Source organism: Bradyrhizobium sp. USDA 4486, assembly GCF_054057995.1.
Genome location: NZ_JBSRZV010000001.1, coordinates 4092604 through 4106345 on the forward strand (window position 1 = coordinate 4092604; position 13742 = coordinate 4106345).

A 13742-nucleotide genomic window follows, 5' to 3' on the forward strand; every position below is an offset into this window, starting at 1 on the left:
GGGCTGAGCAAAGCAGGTTCCAATTCCTGGCGTCGCAACCTTGGCGCTTGATTTCGAATTTGGCTGACGCTCTATTTTGACAAACTGCGTCGTGTCAGGATTCGGCCGATGCCTGCGGGGGAATCAGTATGAGCGACCTCGATCCCGGAACTGCATCACGCTCCGGTCGTCGCGTCCCAAAACCAAAAACCAACGGTATGCCAGAGCCGGATTCCCGGGCGGAACTGCTCCTCGCCTTACAGGCCATGCGCAGCGGCGATTTCTCGGTGCGGATGAGCGGCGACTATCTCGGCATCGACGGCAAGATCGCCGATACTTTTAACGAAATCATCGCCGCCAACCAGCGCATGGCGCAGCAGCTCGAGCTGGTCGGCCAGGTGGTCGGCCGCGAAGGCAAGACCCGCCAGCGCGTGAAATTCGGCCTCGCCTCGGGCTCCTGGGCCGACATGGAAGGTTCGGTCAACACGCTGATCGACGACTTGCTCTGGCCGACGCGCGAGGTGACCCGCGCGGTCGCCGCCGTCGCCCAGGGCGACCTGCTCCAGACCGTCAAGCTCGACGTCGACGGCCGGCCGCTCCGCGGCGAATTCCTGCAGTCGGCGACCATCGTCAACACCATGATCAAGCAGCTCGGCGTGTTCACCTCCGAGGTGACGCGCGTGGCGCGTGAGGTCGGCACCGAAGGCAAGCTCGGCGGCCAGGCCCAGGTGCCGGAGGTGACCGGCGTCTGGAAGGACCTCACCGAGAGCGTCAACTCGATGGCGAACAACCTGACCAACCAGGTCCGCAACATTGCCGAGGTGACGATCGCGGTGGCCAACGGCGACCTGTCCAAGAAGATCACCGTCGACGTCCGCGGCGAGATTCTTCAGCTCAAGGAAGCCATCAACACGATGGTGGACCAGCTGCGCTCCTTCGCCTCCGAAGTGACGCGCGTGGCGCGCGAGGTCGGCACCGACGGCAAGCTCGGCGGCCAGGCCATCGTGCCCGGCGTCGCCGGGACCTGGAAGGACCTGACGGACTCCGTCAACGCAATGTGCGGCAACCTCACCGCACAGGTCCGCAACATCGCCAACGTCACCACAGCCGTGGCGCGCGGTGACCTCTCCCGCAAGATCACCGTGGACGTGCGCGGCGAGATCCTCGAGCTGAAAGACACCATCAACACCATGGTGGACCAGCTCAACTCCTTCGCCTCGGAAGTGACACGCGTGGCGCGCGAGGTCGGCACCGAAGGCAAGCTCGGCGGCCAGGCCCAGGTGCCTGGTGTGGCCGGCACCTGGAAGGACCTGACCGACAACGTCAACTTCATGGCGTCGAACCTGACCGCGCAGGTTCGCAACATCGCCGACGTCGCGACCGCGATCGCGAGCGGCGACCTGTCGAAGAAAATCACGGTGAACGTCTCGGGCGAGATCCTTCAGCTGAAGGAAACGCTGAACACCATGGTCGACCAGCTCAACGCGTTCGCCGGCGAAGTCACGCGCGTCGCGCGCGAGGTCGGCACCGAGGGCCGCCTCGGCGGCCAGGCGAACGTGCTCGGCGTCGCCGGCACCTGGAAGGATTTGACGGAAAGCGTCAACTCGATGGCATCGAACCTGACCGCGCAGGTCCGCAACATCGCCGAGGTGACGACCGCCGTCGCCGGCGGCGACCTCTCGAAGAAGATCACCGTGGACGTGCGCGGCGAGATCCTCGAGCTGAAAGACACCATCAACACCATGGTGGACCAGCTCAACGCGTTTGCCGGCGAAGTCACGCGCGTCGCGCGCGAGGTCGGCACCGAAGGCAAGCTTGGCGGCCAGGCCGTCGTGCGCGGCGTCGGCGGCACTTGGAAGGATTTGACCGACTCGGTCAACTCGATGGCCTCGAACCTGACCGGTCAGGTCCGCAACATCGCCGAAGTCGCGACCGCGGTCGCGAAAGGCGACTTGTCGAAGAAGATCACGGTGAACGTGTCGGGCGAAATCCTTCAGCTGAAGGAAACGCTGAACACCATGGTCGACCAGCTCAACGCCTTCGCCGGCGAAGTGACGCGCGTGGCGCGCGAGGTCGGCACCGACGGCAAGCTCGGCGGCCAGGCCGACGTGCCCGGCGTCGCCGGCACCTGGAAGGATCTGACCGACTCCGTGAACTCGATGGCGGGCAACCTCACCGCGCAGGTCCGCAACATCGCCGAGGTCGCGACCGCCATCGCCGGCGGCGACCTGTCGCGCAAGATCACGGTGGACGTGCGCGGCGAGATCCTTCAGCTCAAGGACACGCTGAACACGATGGTCGACCAGCTCAACCGCTTCGCGGGCGAGGTGACGCGCGTGGCGCGCGAGGTCGGCACCGAAGGCCGCCTCGGCGGCCAGGCCAACGTGCCCGGGGTCGCCGGCACCTGGAAGGACCTGACCGACTCCGTGAATTCCATGGCGGGCAACCTGACTGCCCAGGTCCGCAACATCGCCGAAGTGACCACCGCCGTGGCGCGCGGCGACTTGTCCCGCAAGATCACCGTGGACGTGAAGGGCGAAATCCTCGAGCTGAAAAACACCATCAACACCATGGTGGACCAGCTCAACGGCTTTGCCGGCGAAGTGACGCGCGTCGCCCGCGAGGTCGGCACCGAGGGCAAGCTCGGCGGTCAGGCCGAGGTGCCCGGCGTCGCCGGCACCTGGAAGGACCTCACCGACAACGTCAACTTCATGGCCTCGAACCTGACGGCCCAGGTCCGCAACATCGCCGAGGTCGCGACCGCGATCGCCGGCGGCGACCTGTCGAAGAAGATCACCGTGGACGTCCGCGGCGAGATCCTGCTGCTCAAGGACACCTTGAACACGATGGTCGAGCAGCTGCGCTCCTTCGCCGCAGAAGTGACCCGCGTGGCGCGCGAGGTCGGCACCGAAGGCCGGCTCGGCGGTCAGGCCGTCGTGCCCGGTGTCGGTGGCACCTGGAAGGATCTCACGGATAACGTCAACCTGCTCGCCGCGAACCTCACGACGCAAGTCCGCAACATCGCCGAAGTGACCACTGCCGTGGCGCGCGGCGACTTGTCCCGCAAGATCACCGTGGACGTGAAGGGCGAAATCCTCGAGCTGAAAAACACCATCAACACCATGGTGGACCAGCTCAACGCCTTCGCCGGCGAAGTCACGCGCGTCGCCCGCGAGGTCGGCACGGAAGGAAAGCTCGGCGGTCAGGCCCAGGTGCCTGGCGTGGCCGGCACCTGGAAGGATCTCACCGACACCGTGAACTTCATGGCGGCGAACCTGACCGAGCAGGTCCGCGGCATCGTCAAGGTCGTGACCGCGGTCGCCAACGGCGATCTCAAGCAGAACCTCACCGTGAAATCGAAGGGCGAGGTCGCGGCACTCGCCGACACCATCAACAACATGACCGAGACGCTCGCGACCTTCGCCGATCAGGTCACCTCGGTGGCGCGCGAGGTCGGCGTCGAAGGCCGCCTCGGCGGCCAGGCCAACGTGCCGGGCGCCGCCGGCACCTGGAAGGACCTCACCGGCAACGTCAACCTGCTCGCGGCCAACCTCACCTCGCAGGTGCGCGCGATCGCCGAGGTGGCGACCGCCGTGACCAAGGGCGACCTGACCCGGTCGATCCAGGTCGACGCCCGCGGCGAGGTGGCCGAGCTGAAAGACAACATCAACACGATGATCACGAATCTCCGTCTGACGACGGACGTGAACACCGAGCAGGATTGGCTGAAGACCAATCTGGCGAAATTCACCAACATGCTCCAGGGCCAGCGCGACCTGGCCACCGTCGGCCGGCTGCTGCTCACCGAGCTGTCCCCGCTGGTGAACGCCCATACCGGCGTGATCTACCAGGTCGAGAGCGAGGACAATCCGCAGCTCCTGCTGCTCGCCTCCTATGCCAGCGACGGCGTCTATCCGTATCAGCGCGTGCTCCAGTTCGGCGAAGGCCTGATCGGCCAGTGCGCCCTCGACAAGCGGCCGCGCGTGGTGGCCGACATTCCGTCCGATGTCGTGCCGATCAACTCTGCACTGTTCCGTGTCGCACCGAAGAACCTCGTCGTGCTGCCGGTGCTGTTCGAGGGCCAGGTCAAGGCGGTGATCGAGCTCGCCTCGCTCGTCTCGTTCACGACCTCGCAGATGACGTTCCTGGAACAACTCACCGATTCCATCGGCATCGTGCTCAACTCGATCGAAGCGACAATGCAGACCGAGGGCCTGCTCAAGCAGTCGCAGCAGCTGGCCGGCGAGCTCCAGACCCAGCAGCGCGAATTGCAGCAGACCAACGACCAGCTCGAGCAGAAGGCGCAGCAGCTCGCCGAGCGCAACGTCGAGGTCGAACGCAAGAACCAGGAGATCGAGCAGGCCCGCCGCGCGCTGGAGGAAAAGGCGACGGAGCTCGCGTTGACCTCGAAGTACAAGTCCGAATTCCTCGCGAACATGAGCCACGAGCTGCGCACGCCGCTGAACTCGATCCTGATTCTGGGGCAGCAGCTCACCGACAACCCGGACGGCAACCTCACTCCCAAGCAGGTCGAATTCGCGCGCACCATCCATGGCGCCGGCACCGACCTCTTGAACCTCATCAGCGACATTCTCGATCTCTCCAAGATCGAGTCCGGCACGGTGACGGTCGATGCCGAGGAGATTTTGACCGCGAACCTGCTCGAGACCGTCGGTCGGCCGTTCCGCCACGAGGCAGAGAACCGCAACCTGTCGTTCAAGATCGATGTCGATCCGAATCTCGCGCGCAGCATCGTCACCGACTCCAAGCGACTGCAACAGGTTCTGAAGAACCTGCTCTCCAACGCCTTCAAGTTCACCGCCGAAGGCGAGGTGCGCCTGAAGGTCGCCGGCGCGGTCGGCGGCTGGGGCACGGATCACCCGGTGCTGAACTCCGCGCCGGCCGTGATCGCGTTCGAAGTCTCCGACACCGGCATCGGCATTCCCCTGGAGAAGCAGAAGCTGATCTTCGAGGCGTTCCAGCAGGCGGACGCCGGCACCAGCCGCAAATACGGCGGCACCGGCCTTGGTCTTGCCATCAGCCGCGAGCTCGCGAGCCTGCTCGGCGGCGAAATCCATCTGCGCAGCGCGCCCGGCAAGGGCTCGACCTTCACGCTTTATCTGCCGCTGAAATATTCCGGCCCGACGCTGGCGCCGCGCGCGCCCGCTCCGCAGTCTTACAGCCAGCCGCCCGCACTGCAGCCGTCCGCACCGGAGCAGCAGCGCGTCATCGAGCAATTGCCCGACGACCGTCTCAACCTCGAACCCGGCGACACCATCCTGCTCATCGTCGAGGACGACCCGCACTACGCGCGCGTGCTGGTCGATCTCGCCCGCGACAAGGGCTTCAAGGTCCTGGTCGCCGCGCGCGGCGCCGAGGCGCTGGAACTTGCCAAGCAGTACCAGCCACGAGCCGTCTCGCTCGACGTGTTCCTGCCCGACATGCTCGGCTGGACGGTGCTGAGCCAGCTCAAGCACAATCCGCTGACCCGCCACATCCCCGTGCAGATCATCACGCTCGACGAGGACCGCCAGCACGCACTTGCCCGCGGCGCCTTCTCCTTCGTCAACAAGCCTACGACGACGGAAGGCGTGGCGGCGGCGCTGACGCAGATCAAGGAATATGCCCAGCCGCGGCGCAAGCGGCTGCTGATCGTCGAGGACAACGAGGCCGAGCAGCTCTCGATCCGAGAGCTCCTGCACCATGACGACATCGAGATCGTGGCGACCGACACCGGCGCCGGCGCGCTCTCGATGCTGCGCGAGGCGCCGTGCGACTGCGTCGTGCTCGACCTCAGGCTGCCCGACATGAGCGGCTTCGAGGTGCTCGACCAGATCCGCAAGGACGAGGCGCTGTCGAACATTCCGGTCGTGGTCTTCACCGGCCGCGAGCTCTCGGCGGAGGAGGATGCGGAACTCCACACCATGGCACGCAGCATCGTGGTCAAGGGCGTGGAATCGCCGGAGCGCCTGCTCGACGAGACCGCCTTGTTCCTGCACCGGGTGATCACGGAACTGCCCGTCGAGAAGCAGCGCATGCTGGAAAAGCTGAACAGTTCCGATGAGGACCTGATCGGCAAGACCGCCCTATTGGTCGACGACGACGCCCGCAACATCTTCGCGCTGTCGAGCGTGCTGGAACGGCGCGGCATGAAAGTGCTGACGGCCACCACCGGCAGCGAGGCGGTCACGCTGGTCGAATCCAACCCGGAAATCGCCATCGTGCTGATGGACATCATGATGCCGCAGATGGATGGCTATCAGACCATCGGCGTCATTCGCGAAAACCCGGCGTTCGCCCGGCTTCCGATCATCGCGCTGACCGCTAAGGCGATGAAGGGCGACCGCGAGAAATGCCTGGAAGCCGGCGCGTCCGACTACCTCGCCAAACCCGTCAACACCGATCAATTGCTGCTTGCGATCCGCATGTGGCTGCATCGTTGAGCTGGATCCGCGAATGGACCACGAAAAGGTCAATATCCTCCTCGTCGACGACCAGCCGGCCAAGCTGCTCGCCTACGAGGTGATCCTGAAGGATCTCGGCGAGAACCTCGTGATCGCTTCGTCCGGCCGCGAGGCGCTGGAGGTGCTGCTCAAGACCGAGGTCGCGGTGATCCTGGTCGACGTCTGCATGCCCGAGCTCGACGGCTTCGAGCTCGCCGCGATGATCCGCGAGCATCCGCGCTTCCAGAAGACCGCGATGATCTTCATCTCGGCGATCCAGGTCAGCGACATCGACCGCCTGCGTGGCTACGAGATGGGCGCGGTCGACTACGTCCCCGTGCCTGTCGTGCCCGAGGTGCTGCGCGCGAAGGTCAAGGTATTTGCAGAGCTCTATCGCAAGACGCGGGAGCTCGAGCGGCTGAACCAGGACCTCGAGGACCGCGTCCGCGCCCGTACCGCGGAACTGGAGAACTCCACTGCGAAGCTGCGCGAGAGCGAAGAACGGCGCAGCATGGCGATTGCCGCCGGCAAGATGGGCTCCTGGGATTGGGACTGGATCACCGGCGATTGGATGTGGGACGAGGGCCAGTACCGCATCTTCGGTGTGAGCCCCGAGAGTTTCGAGGTCAACCCCGCTAACGTCCAGGCCCTGTTGCATCCCGAGGATGTCGATCAGCTGCGCAATGCCATCGCCGAATTCAACAAAGGCACCCGCGCTTACGAGACGGAGTTTCGGATCGTGCGGCCCGACGGCGAGGTGCGCTGGTGCGTCGGCACGGCCGCCGCGACGGCGGACAATAGCGGCCGCGTCGTGCGCGTGAGCGGTGTCACTGTTGATATCACCGAACGCAAACGAGCCGAGGAAAGGCAGAATCTGCTGGCGCGGGAGGTCGATCATCGTGCCAAGAACGCGCTGGCGCTGGCGCAATCGATCGTGCGCCTAACCCGGGCCGACGAGGTCAAGGCCTATGTCAACGCCGTCGAGGGCCGCATCAATGCGCTGGCACGCGTGCATACGATCCTGTCGCTGTCGAGCTGGCAGGGCGCCGAGCTCTCCAGGCTGATCGACGAAGAGCTTGCGCCCTACTCGCTCGGCGGCCAGATCAAGCTCGCGGGTCCCGAGGTTCAGTTGCTGCCGACCACCGCCCAGACGCTGGCGCTGGCGCTGCACGAGCTGTTCACCAATTCGGCAAAGTATGGCGCGCTCTCGACACGGTCGGGGCGGCTCGTGATCGGCTGGCAGGTCGATGACGATCTTCTCAAGCTCACCTGGGAGGAATCCGGCGGGCCGCTGGTCAGGACGCCGAAATCGCGCGGCTTCGGCACGCGGAGCCTGCTTGCCAGCGTCGAGTCCCAGCTCGGCGGACAAGCGCAATTCGACTGGCGGACCGAGGGCCTGTTGTGCCGCCTGGACGTGCCGCTGAAACGCAAGTCTGCAGCGACGACGGCACCTGGCAAGTTCGAGGCGGCCGGCTCCGTCGAATTGCAGCGCGCATCGGGTTAACCGGACGCCGCGCTCGTCCTGCGCTGCGCCGTCCGCGGTTCGCGAGCGATGCGCCCCTCAAGCCAGGCTTCCGTTCGGGCGAGATCGCGCAGCGCCTTCGCATAGCGGCGGGCGGCGTTTCGTTCGGCGCCATGCGGCAGCTTGCGTGCCTTACGGATGATGTCTGCGGCCGCGTTGCGATAGGCCAGCGAGCGGTAGAGAAAAACGACCTTACCCATATCGAATGTTCCCGTGTTGCTGGCCCTCATCCTCGCAAGCCCGGCATGAACGTCCGATGAAGCGCGCCTATGAAAATCCCTGATCCGGACGGAACCGGAGAACATCACGTGCGTTTGCCTGCTGGATTCGGGACGCAGTTCCATGCGCACGAAAAAGTCGTCGGATCTGATCTCTCCCACTGGCATCATCAAGCTGATGACGCATGCGATGATGGGTGCAGCCCTCGGCCTCGCCTTCAGCCTCGCACTCGTTTTGATGAATCCAGCCGTCGCCAACCTCTTGAATGACGGCGGAGGTCAGGCCGTTCTCGTCTTCACTCTCACACTCGTGACGACCTTCGCGATCGGTGCGACGCTCACCGGCGTCGTGTTCATCCTCGCGGAGGACAAGCAACCTTGAACCTTGCGTGAAGCGACGGAGATCTTTGTTGGGAACTCCTGCGACGGATGGCGGTTGGCAGAGTGCGTCATTTTAACCCAGGGAGTTCCCGCGCATGAAGACAACCAAGCTCGTTCTCGCCGTGATGCTGGCAACCGGCCTTGCAGCCGCCCCGTTCGCCGCGCAGGCCAAGTCGCATAAGGCCAAGCATGGATCCTCGATGTCATCGTCGCAGACCACCGGCGCCAACACCAAGCCCTCCAGGGGCCCCGACGCTTCCGGCCAGGGCGGTTCTGGCCCGGGCTCCGATCAGGGCGGCACGATGACGAAGGGTGGCATGAGCAAGTAAGCTCACGTAGCTTCGGCCGCATCTCAAACAGAGCCCCGCGGCAACGCGGGGCTTTTCGTCGAAACGGTGCAGCAGCAAAGGTCACGCAGCGCTACGCTGGATGTGACGGCCTTCCTTCACCTCTTCGATGATCTTGGCGCTGTGAAGGCGTCGAGGTCGCCGGGGTTGCGCGAGGTGATGACGCCCTGGTCGACGACGACTTGTGAGTCTTCCCATGTCGCGCCGGCGTTGATGACGTCGGTCTTGATCGACTTGTATGACGTCATCTTGCGACCCTTGGCGATGCCGGTCTCGATCAGGAGCCAGGGCGCATGGCAGACGGCGGCGACGATCTTCTTGGCATTGAAGATCTCCTTGATGAAGGACAGCGCCTTCGGCTCGACGCGCAAGAGGTCCGGATTGATCTGGCCACCAGGCAGCACGATCGCGTCGTAATCGTTGCTGGAAACCTGGTCGAGCGTCTTGTCGACCTTTACTGGACGTCCCCAATCCTTCTTGTCCCAGCCCTTGATCTCGCCCGCCGCGAGCGAGATGACGTGAACCGTCGCGCCGGCCTGCTTCAGGCGATCGCGCGGCACTTCCAGTTCCGACTGCTCGAAACCGTGTGTAGCGAGGATGGCAACCGTCTTGCCCTTGATATCCATGGAACGCTCCATCGCTATGAGAGGAGCTCGGTCAATCGGTCGAGCCGGCGTCCGTTCCGGCCAATTTGCGGCATCTCACGGGGATGTGCGGCTTGCCGCAGCGGCATGATGGCGGTCCGATCATCGCCGCACCGGGCTAGCGCCACATCGTCGGTGCGCGGACCAGAGCATCTCGCGCCGCCTGTTTCAGATCCTCGATCGAGCGGCGATCTGTTTGCGCGGCCTCACGCAATCGCGTGGCGACACGCTCGCGCGTCGCCAGTTCGGAGAGACGAAGCCCGGCGCAGGCGTCGTCCAGCACGGCCTGTATCAAGGCGGCGATTTCGGCATCGAGCATCGGCGAGCTCCAGCGTGTCGCGTAGCGCGCTCGCTTTAGCTGCGTCGGATGTCAGGGATGTTAAACGCGCCCCACGGCGTTGGCTTTCACGAGCTGCTCGAGTTGCGCGCGCTTGCGGGCAATCAAGAGCTGGGCTGCAGCGTCATCGAGACCCTCGCGCTGCAATTGCCGGATCGCGGAGCCGAGTTCGAGGATTTCGGCGCGCAGTGTTAGAATCCGGTACGTGTCCGGGTCTTCGTCCACCGCTCGCCTCCCGAAACGCTCAGCGGCGCGCGATTGCGCGCACCGGACTGGCGGCTGTCTTCACCGGGCGAAGGCGCACGGTCGCGGACGTCAGGCAGGACGTCGCCACCGCCGGCCGCCCTCCATTCGCCGATCAGCAGATTGATCTTCCCGCGCAGATCCATCTGCGCCAGGACCTTTTCCGTGCAGTCGCGATCGCGATTGACGAGGTCGCGCACGGACGCCTCGATGTCGGCCATCTCCAGCCTCAAGGCGCTGATTTTACGTCGAATTTCATTAATTCTGTTGTCCATGGCTTGTTAGAACAAAATAAGAACATATAGTCAAGCCGCAATTTCAGGACGGAGCAGCGACATGCAGGTTCAAGGTAAATACGACGCCAAGGCTATTCTTATGGAGCAGATGACCCGCGCGCAGGGGCTGAGGCTGAAGCGGCTCAGCGAGGAGGCCTACCAGCCGGCACAATACGATCGGGATCTGTCGTTCGCGGAAGCTGCGCGCCGCATCCGCGCGCTGGAGGCGGAGATCGAGCTGGCGAATTCGTTCTAACGCTGCATCCCAGGCGGAACGTTCCGCACGCTTCTGGAACCATGCTTGTGTCCGAAGGTTTTCTCCCAGCCAAGGGAGGACATTCATGGCACGCAAGGCAAAGAAACGCCGCTACTCGCGCAGCTCCGGCAGCGATGTCGAAAGCGAAATGCGGCGTTACAAGAAGGGCACCGCGAAGAGCGGACGTGGCGGTCGTGGCGGACGCGTGAAGAGCCGCAAGCAGGCGATCGCGATCGGACTGTCGAAGGCGCGCAAGAAAGGCAAGAAGGTCCCGAAGAAGGCATCGAAGCGCAAGACGTCCAAGAAAAAGACGTCCAAAAAGTCGTCCAAGAAATCGTCCAAGAAATCCTCGAAGCGCAGATCCTCCTAAAGGGCGATCAGATTGGGATGAATCGTCGTGGCGCCTTAGCTTGTTGCTGGGCCTGATCTCCGCGCAAACGAGTTCCGCGTTTGTCGCGAAGGAAAACCGCTTCACGCTTTTCCGGATCATGCTTCAGTTAGCAGTTCGCGCTCGCGCCGATCCGTGTCAGATCATGCTGCCCGGCATGAAGCAGCGGATCGAAATCCCGAACGCGGTCTTCACCGGCCACACCATGGTGCGGCCCGCCCGGTTCGGCTCGGTGATGACGGCTTCGTCGGGCACCTCAACCCATTGCCCGTCGAGACGCACGCGATAATGCCCGTTGTGCGACTCCCAGTCGGGATCGGCAACGGCAAAACCATCCGCATCCGAACAGCACGGACCAAGATGGCTGCGCAGGCTATCGAACCACGGCTTGAGGGGCGAGTCGGCGTAACGGCCGTCATCGCGTCCAACGGCGTTTGCGCTCCACACCACCAATGGCGCCACAAGCAACGCACGCTTTAGCGAAAGCTTCAATCGATCCATGTTCGGCACCGATCAAATGCGAGCCACCGGCCGGTTCCACGGGAGCGGCGGGCAGCTCGAATTCCACGCTTGCAACCGTCTCGGCGGCTCCGTTGCCGCCAGGTAGATATACGACTCGGAACAGTGATCAGCGAACACGGCTTTTTCGGACGAACCGGGTCATCGTCCCTGCCGTTAACGAGAATGTTATCGGATATCCCGCGGTACTTCTGAAGGCGAACAGAAAAGGCGGCCACAAGGGCCGCCTTTTGCATTCGCACCGGTCGAAATTCGGGTCAGGCGAGCGGCACGGCGACGAACCGGGTCGCCTCCGCGCTCTTGACCTGCAACAGCACGCTGCGCTTGCCGGACGACTTCGCCTGCGCCAGCTCGGAGCGGACGTCGCCGACATTGGCGACGGCCTTGCCGCCGACATTGAGGATGACGTCGCCGGTCTGAATGCCGCGCTGCGCCGCAGGCCCTTGCGGATCGACCTCGGTGACGACGACCCCCTTCTGGCCGGCGCCCTGCACCTCACCGGCCGGAGCCAGGCTCAGCCCAAGGCGCGGCGTGCCGGCGTCCGGCTGCATCCTGCCCTCGCCGGTCTTGGCTTGGGCCTGCCGCTCGTTCGGCAACTCGCCGAGCGCGAGCGTCACCGTCTTGGCTGCACCCTTGTGGAAGACGTCGAGCTTGACGGAGGTGCCTGGCGCCAGGGTGGCTATGGTGCGGGCGAGATCGCGGGAGTCCTTGATCGCGGTGCCGTTGACGGCAGTGATGACGTCGCCGGCCTCGATGCCCGCCTTCGCCGCCGGGCTGCCGTCCTGCGGATTGTCGACGATCGCGCCGCGCGCTTCCTTGAGGCCGAGGCTGTCTGCGATCTCCGACGTCACCGGCTGCACCTGCACGCCGAGCCAGCCGCGCGTCACCGCACCCTTGTCCTTGAGCTGCGCGACGACGAGCTTCGCGGTCGAGGCCGGAATGTCGAAGCCGATGCCGACCGAGCCGCCGGAGGGCGAGAAGATCGCGGTGTTCACACCGATCACGTTGCCGCTCATGTCGAAGGCCGGGCCGCCAGAATTGCCCTTGTTGATGGGCGCGTCGATCTGGATGAAATCGTCATAGGGGCCGTTGCCGATGTCGCGGCCGCTGGCCGAGACGATGCCGGCCGTGACAGTGCCGCCGAGGCCGAAGGGATTGCCGACCGCGACCACCCAGTCGCCGATGCGCGGCTTCTGGTCGGAGAACTTCACAAACGGGAAGTCTTTCTTGCCGTCGACCTTGATCAGCGCGAGATCGGTCTTCGGATCGGTGCCGACCACCTTCGCGGTGTAGATCGTGCCGTCATCCATGGTCACCTGCACGGACTCGGCATGGTCGACGACGTGGTTGTTGGTCACGGCATAGCCGTCGGCGGAGATGAAGAAGCCGGAGCCTTCGCCGGTGATGACCTGGTGGCGTTGGCGCGGCATGCCGTTCATGCCGGGTCCGCGGAAGCCGAACTGCCGCGAGAACTGATCGAACGGCGAATCCTCGTCCGAATCCATCCGGTTCTGCTGCATCATCGCGCTCTTGTCGTTGTCCTGGTCGATCTTGACCCGCACCGAGATGACGGCAGGTTTGACCTTGGCAACGAGATCACCGAAGCCCTGCGGCGTCGCGGCGGCTTCCGCGGCCTGGGCCGGCGCAACGAGGGAGGTGATGCCGAATTGCGAGGAGACGGGAGAGGCAGCGAGCACGGCCACGCCGAGCGCGGCCACGGTGCCGAGCAGCGCGAGCCGGCGCGGCTTCAAAATCGTGCGGGAGGTGGAATTGACGCGATCATTCATGTCGAAATGTCCATGTTGGGTAAGTCGCCTTGCACCCAACATGGACATCGCCACCTTACGACGTCCCGTCCGTCCGATTAAATCTTGGAAAATAACAGCCTAGCCGAATGGACGACGGACGTCCGAGCCGCTCGACCGACTGCCTCGCCGTTCTAGCGACGCGGAGCCAACCAACTCTTCACGCGGCGACGTGAGCCTCCCACGCTGCAGCCGCAGCGGCATCCTCGTCCCGTTGTGCATTGCAGGCCTCGAAATGCGCCTTCAGCTCGGTCTCGGCAAGATGTTCGAAATGCTCGGCCTGGCCGAGGAGTTCCCAGTTCTGGAGCGGCCGATAGGCCGCCTGCTGACGACAGAGGGACGCCAGCGCCCGGTAGCGACGTACGTTCTCCATGAGACCCTCCCT

General features: G+C 64.4%; 12 protein-coding genes and 2 pseudogenes. 6 read left to right on the top strand and 8 right to left on the bottom strand.

The window, feature by feature from the left end; all coding sequences use genetic code 11:
• Positions 1-128: 128 nt before the first annotated feature.
• Together ACVWY3_RS19975 and ACVWY3_RS19980 are read left to right on the top strand one after the other, a co-directional pair.
• Entirely contained in the window at positions 129-6422 is a 6294-nt protein-coding gene (locus ACVWY3_RS19975; RefSeq protein ID WP_456840007.1) for a HAMP domain-containing protein, read from the top strand.
• A 13-nt stretch (positions 6423-6435) separates the two neighbouring features.
• Positions 6436-7926, top strand: a complete 1491-nt coding sequence (locus ACVWY3_RS19980; RefSeq protein WP_456840008.1) for an HWE histidine kinase domain-containing protein — start codon at positions 6436-6438, stop codon at positions 7924-7926.
• On the opposite strand, the gene ACVWY3_RS19985 is transcribed toward ACVWY3_RS19980, so the two are convergent.
• Positions 7923-8288: a hypothetical protein gene (locus ACVWY3_RS19985; RefSeq protein ID WP_456843406.1), complete on the bottom strand. Its 366-nt coding sequence runs from the start codon at positions 8286-8288 to the stop codon at positions 7923-7925. The genes ACVWY3_RS19980 and ACVWY3_RS19985 overlap by 4 nt on opposite strands.
• Here ACVWY3_RS19985 and ACVWY3_RS19990 point away from each other — a divergent pair.
• Together ACVWY3_RS19990 and ACVWY3_RS19995 are read left to right on the top strand one after the other, a co-directional pair.
• The gene (locus ACVWY3_RS19990) at positions 8287-8544 is read left to right on the top strand and encodes a hypothetical protein (protein WP_456840009.1); all 258 of its coding nucleotides are present in this window, start codon (positions 8287-8289) and stop codon (positions 8542-8544) included. The genes ACVWY3_RS19985 and ACVWY3_RS19990 overlap by 2 nt on opposite strands.
• Positions 8545-8638: 94 nt before the next feature.
• Positions 8639-8872 carry a hypothetical protein gene (locus ACVWY3_RS19995; RefSeq protein WP_456840010.1) on the top strand — a complete coding sequence of 78 codons (234 nt, stop codon included), beginning with the start codon at positions 8639-8641 and terminating at the stop codon, positions 8870-8872.
• A gap of 81 nt (positions 8873-8953) precedes the next feature.
• Here the strand turns inward: ACVWY3_RS19995 and ACVWY3_RS20000 are convergent.
• The 4 genes and pseudogenes from ACVWY3_RS20000 to ACVWY3_RS20015 all read right to left on the bottom strand — a co-directional run bounded on the left by ACVWY3_RS20000 (position 8954) and on the right by ACVWY3_RS20015 (position 10335).
• Positions 8954-9516: pseudogene (locus ACVWY3_RS20000) on the bottom strand (type 1 glutamine amidotransferase domain-containing protein).
• 136 nt (positions 9517-9652) lie between these two features.
• Positions 9653-9853: a hypothetical protein gene (locus ACVWY3_RS20005; RefSeq protein ID WP_456840011.1), complete on the bottom strand. Its 201-nt coding sequence runs from the start codon at positions 9851-9853 to the stop codon at positions 9653-9655.
• 60 nt (positions 9854-9913) lie between these two features.
• A complete protein-coding gene (locus tag ACVWY3_RS20010; RefSeq protein WP_456840012.1) occupies positions 9914-10096 on the bottom strand; it encodes a hypothetical protein in 183 nt (60 codons plus the stop codon).
• Positions 10097-10115: 19 nt separating this feature from the next.
• Positions 10116-10335 (bottom strand): annotated as a pseudogene (locus tag ACVWY3_RS20015) (hypothetical protein).
• 115 nt (positions 10336-10450) lie between these two features.
• On the opposite strand from ACVWY3_RS20015, the gene ACVWY3_RS20020 reads away from it, so the two are divergent.
• Positions 10451-10645 carry a DUF3072 domain-containing protein gene (locus ACVWY3_RS20020; RefSeq protein ID WP_456840013.1) on the top strand — a complete coding sequence of 65 codons (195 nt, stop codon included), beginning with the start codon at positions 10451-10453 and terminating at the stop codon, positions 10643-10645.
• Between the two features lie 85 nt (positions 10646-10730).
• On the top strand, positions 10731-11015 hold the full coding sequence (locus ACVWY3_RS20025) for a DUF6496 domain-containing protein (protein WP_456840014.1): 285 nt from the start codon (positions 10731-10733) through the stop codon (positions 11013-11015).
• 156 nt (positions 11016-11171) lie between these two features.
• On the opposite strand, the gene ACVWY3_RS20030 is transcribed toward ACVWY3_RS20025, so the two are convergent.
• From ACVWY3_RS20030 to ACVWY3_RS20040, 3 genes are all read right to left on the bottom strand, one after another.
• Positions 11172-11534, bottom strand: coding sequence for a hypothetical protein (locus tag ACVWY3_RS20030; RefSeq protein ID WP_456840015.1), 363 nt, complete (start codon positions 11532-11534; stop codon positions 11172-11174).
• Between the two features lie 275 nt (positions 11535-11809).
• The gene (locus ACVWY3_RS20035; RefSeq protein ID WP_456840016.1) at positions 11810-13339 is read right to left on the bottom strand and encodes a Do family serine endopeptidase; all 1530 of its coding nucleotides are present in this window, start codon (positions 13337-13339) and stop codon (positions 11810-11812) included.
• 178 nt (positions 13340-13517) lie between these two features.
• Positions 13518-13730, bottom strand: a complete 213-nt coding sequence (locus tag ACVWY3_RS20040) for a hypothetical protein (protein ID WP_456840017.1) — start codon at positions 13728-13730, stop codon at positions 13518-13520.
• Positions 13731-13742: the final 12 nt, after the last annotated feature.

Excerpts from the sequence above, each read along its gene's own strand:
- ACVWY3_RS19975 (WP_456840007.1), top strand. The coding sequence starts at position 129 with ATGAGCGACCTCGATCCCGGAACTGCATCACGCTCCGGTCGTCGCGTC.
- ACVWY3_RS19980 (WP_456840008.1), top strand. The coding sequence starts at position 6,436 with ATGGACCACGAAAAGGTCAATATCCTCCTCGTCGACGACCAGCCGGCC.
- ACVWY3_RS19990 (WP_456840009.1), top strand. The coding sequence starts at position 8,287 with ATGCGCACGAAAAAGTCGTCGGATCTGATCTCTCCCACTGGCATCATC.
- ACVWY3_RS19985 (WP_456843406.1), bottom strand. The coding sequence starts at position 8,288 with ATGGAACTGCGTCCCGAATCCAGCAGGCAAACGCACGTGATGTTCTCC.
- ACVWY3_RS19995 (WP_456840010.1), top strand. The coding sequence starts at position 8,639 with ATGAAGACAACCAAGCTCGTTCTCGCCGTGATGCTGGCAACCGGCCTT.
- ACVWY3_RS20005 (WP_456840011.1), bottom strand. The coding sequence starts at position 9,853 with ATGCTCGATGCCGAAATCGCCGCCTTGATACAGGCCGTGCTGGACGAC.
- ACVWY3_RS20020 (WP_456840013.1), top strand. The coding sequence starts at position 10,451 with ATGCAGGTTCAAGGTAAATACGACGCCAAGGCTATTCTTATGGAGCAG.
- ACVWY3_RS20025 (WP_456840014.1), top strand. The coding sequence starts at position 10,731 with ATGGCACGCAAGGCAAAGAAACGCCGCTACTCGCGCAGCTCCGGCAGC.
- ACVWY3_RS20030 (WP_456840015.1), bottom strand. The coding sequence starts at position 11,534 with ATGGATCGATTGAAGCTTTCGCTAAAGCGTGCGTTGCTTGTGGCGCCA.
- ACVWY3_RS20035 (WP_456840016.1), bottom strand. The coding sequence starts at position 13,339 with ATGAATGATCGCGTCAATTCCACCTCCCGCACGATTTTGAAGCCGCGC.
- ACVWY3_RS20040 (WP_456840017.1), bottom strand. The coding sequence starts at position 13,730 with ATGGAGAACGTACGTCGCTACCGGGCGCTGGCGTCCCTCTGTCGTCAG.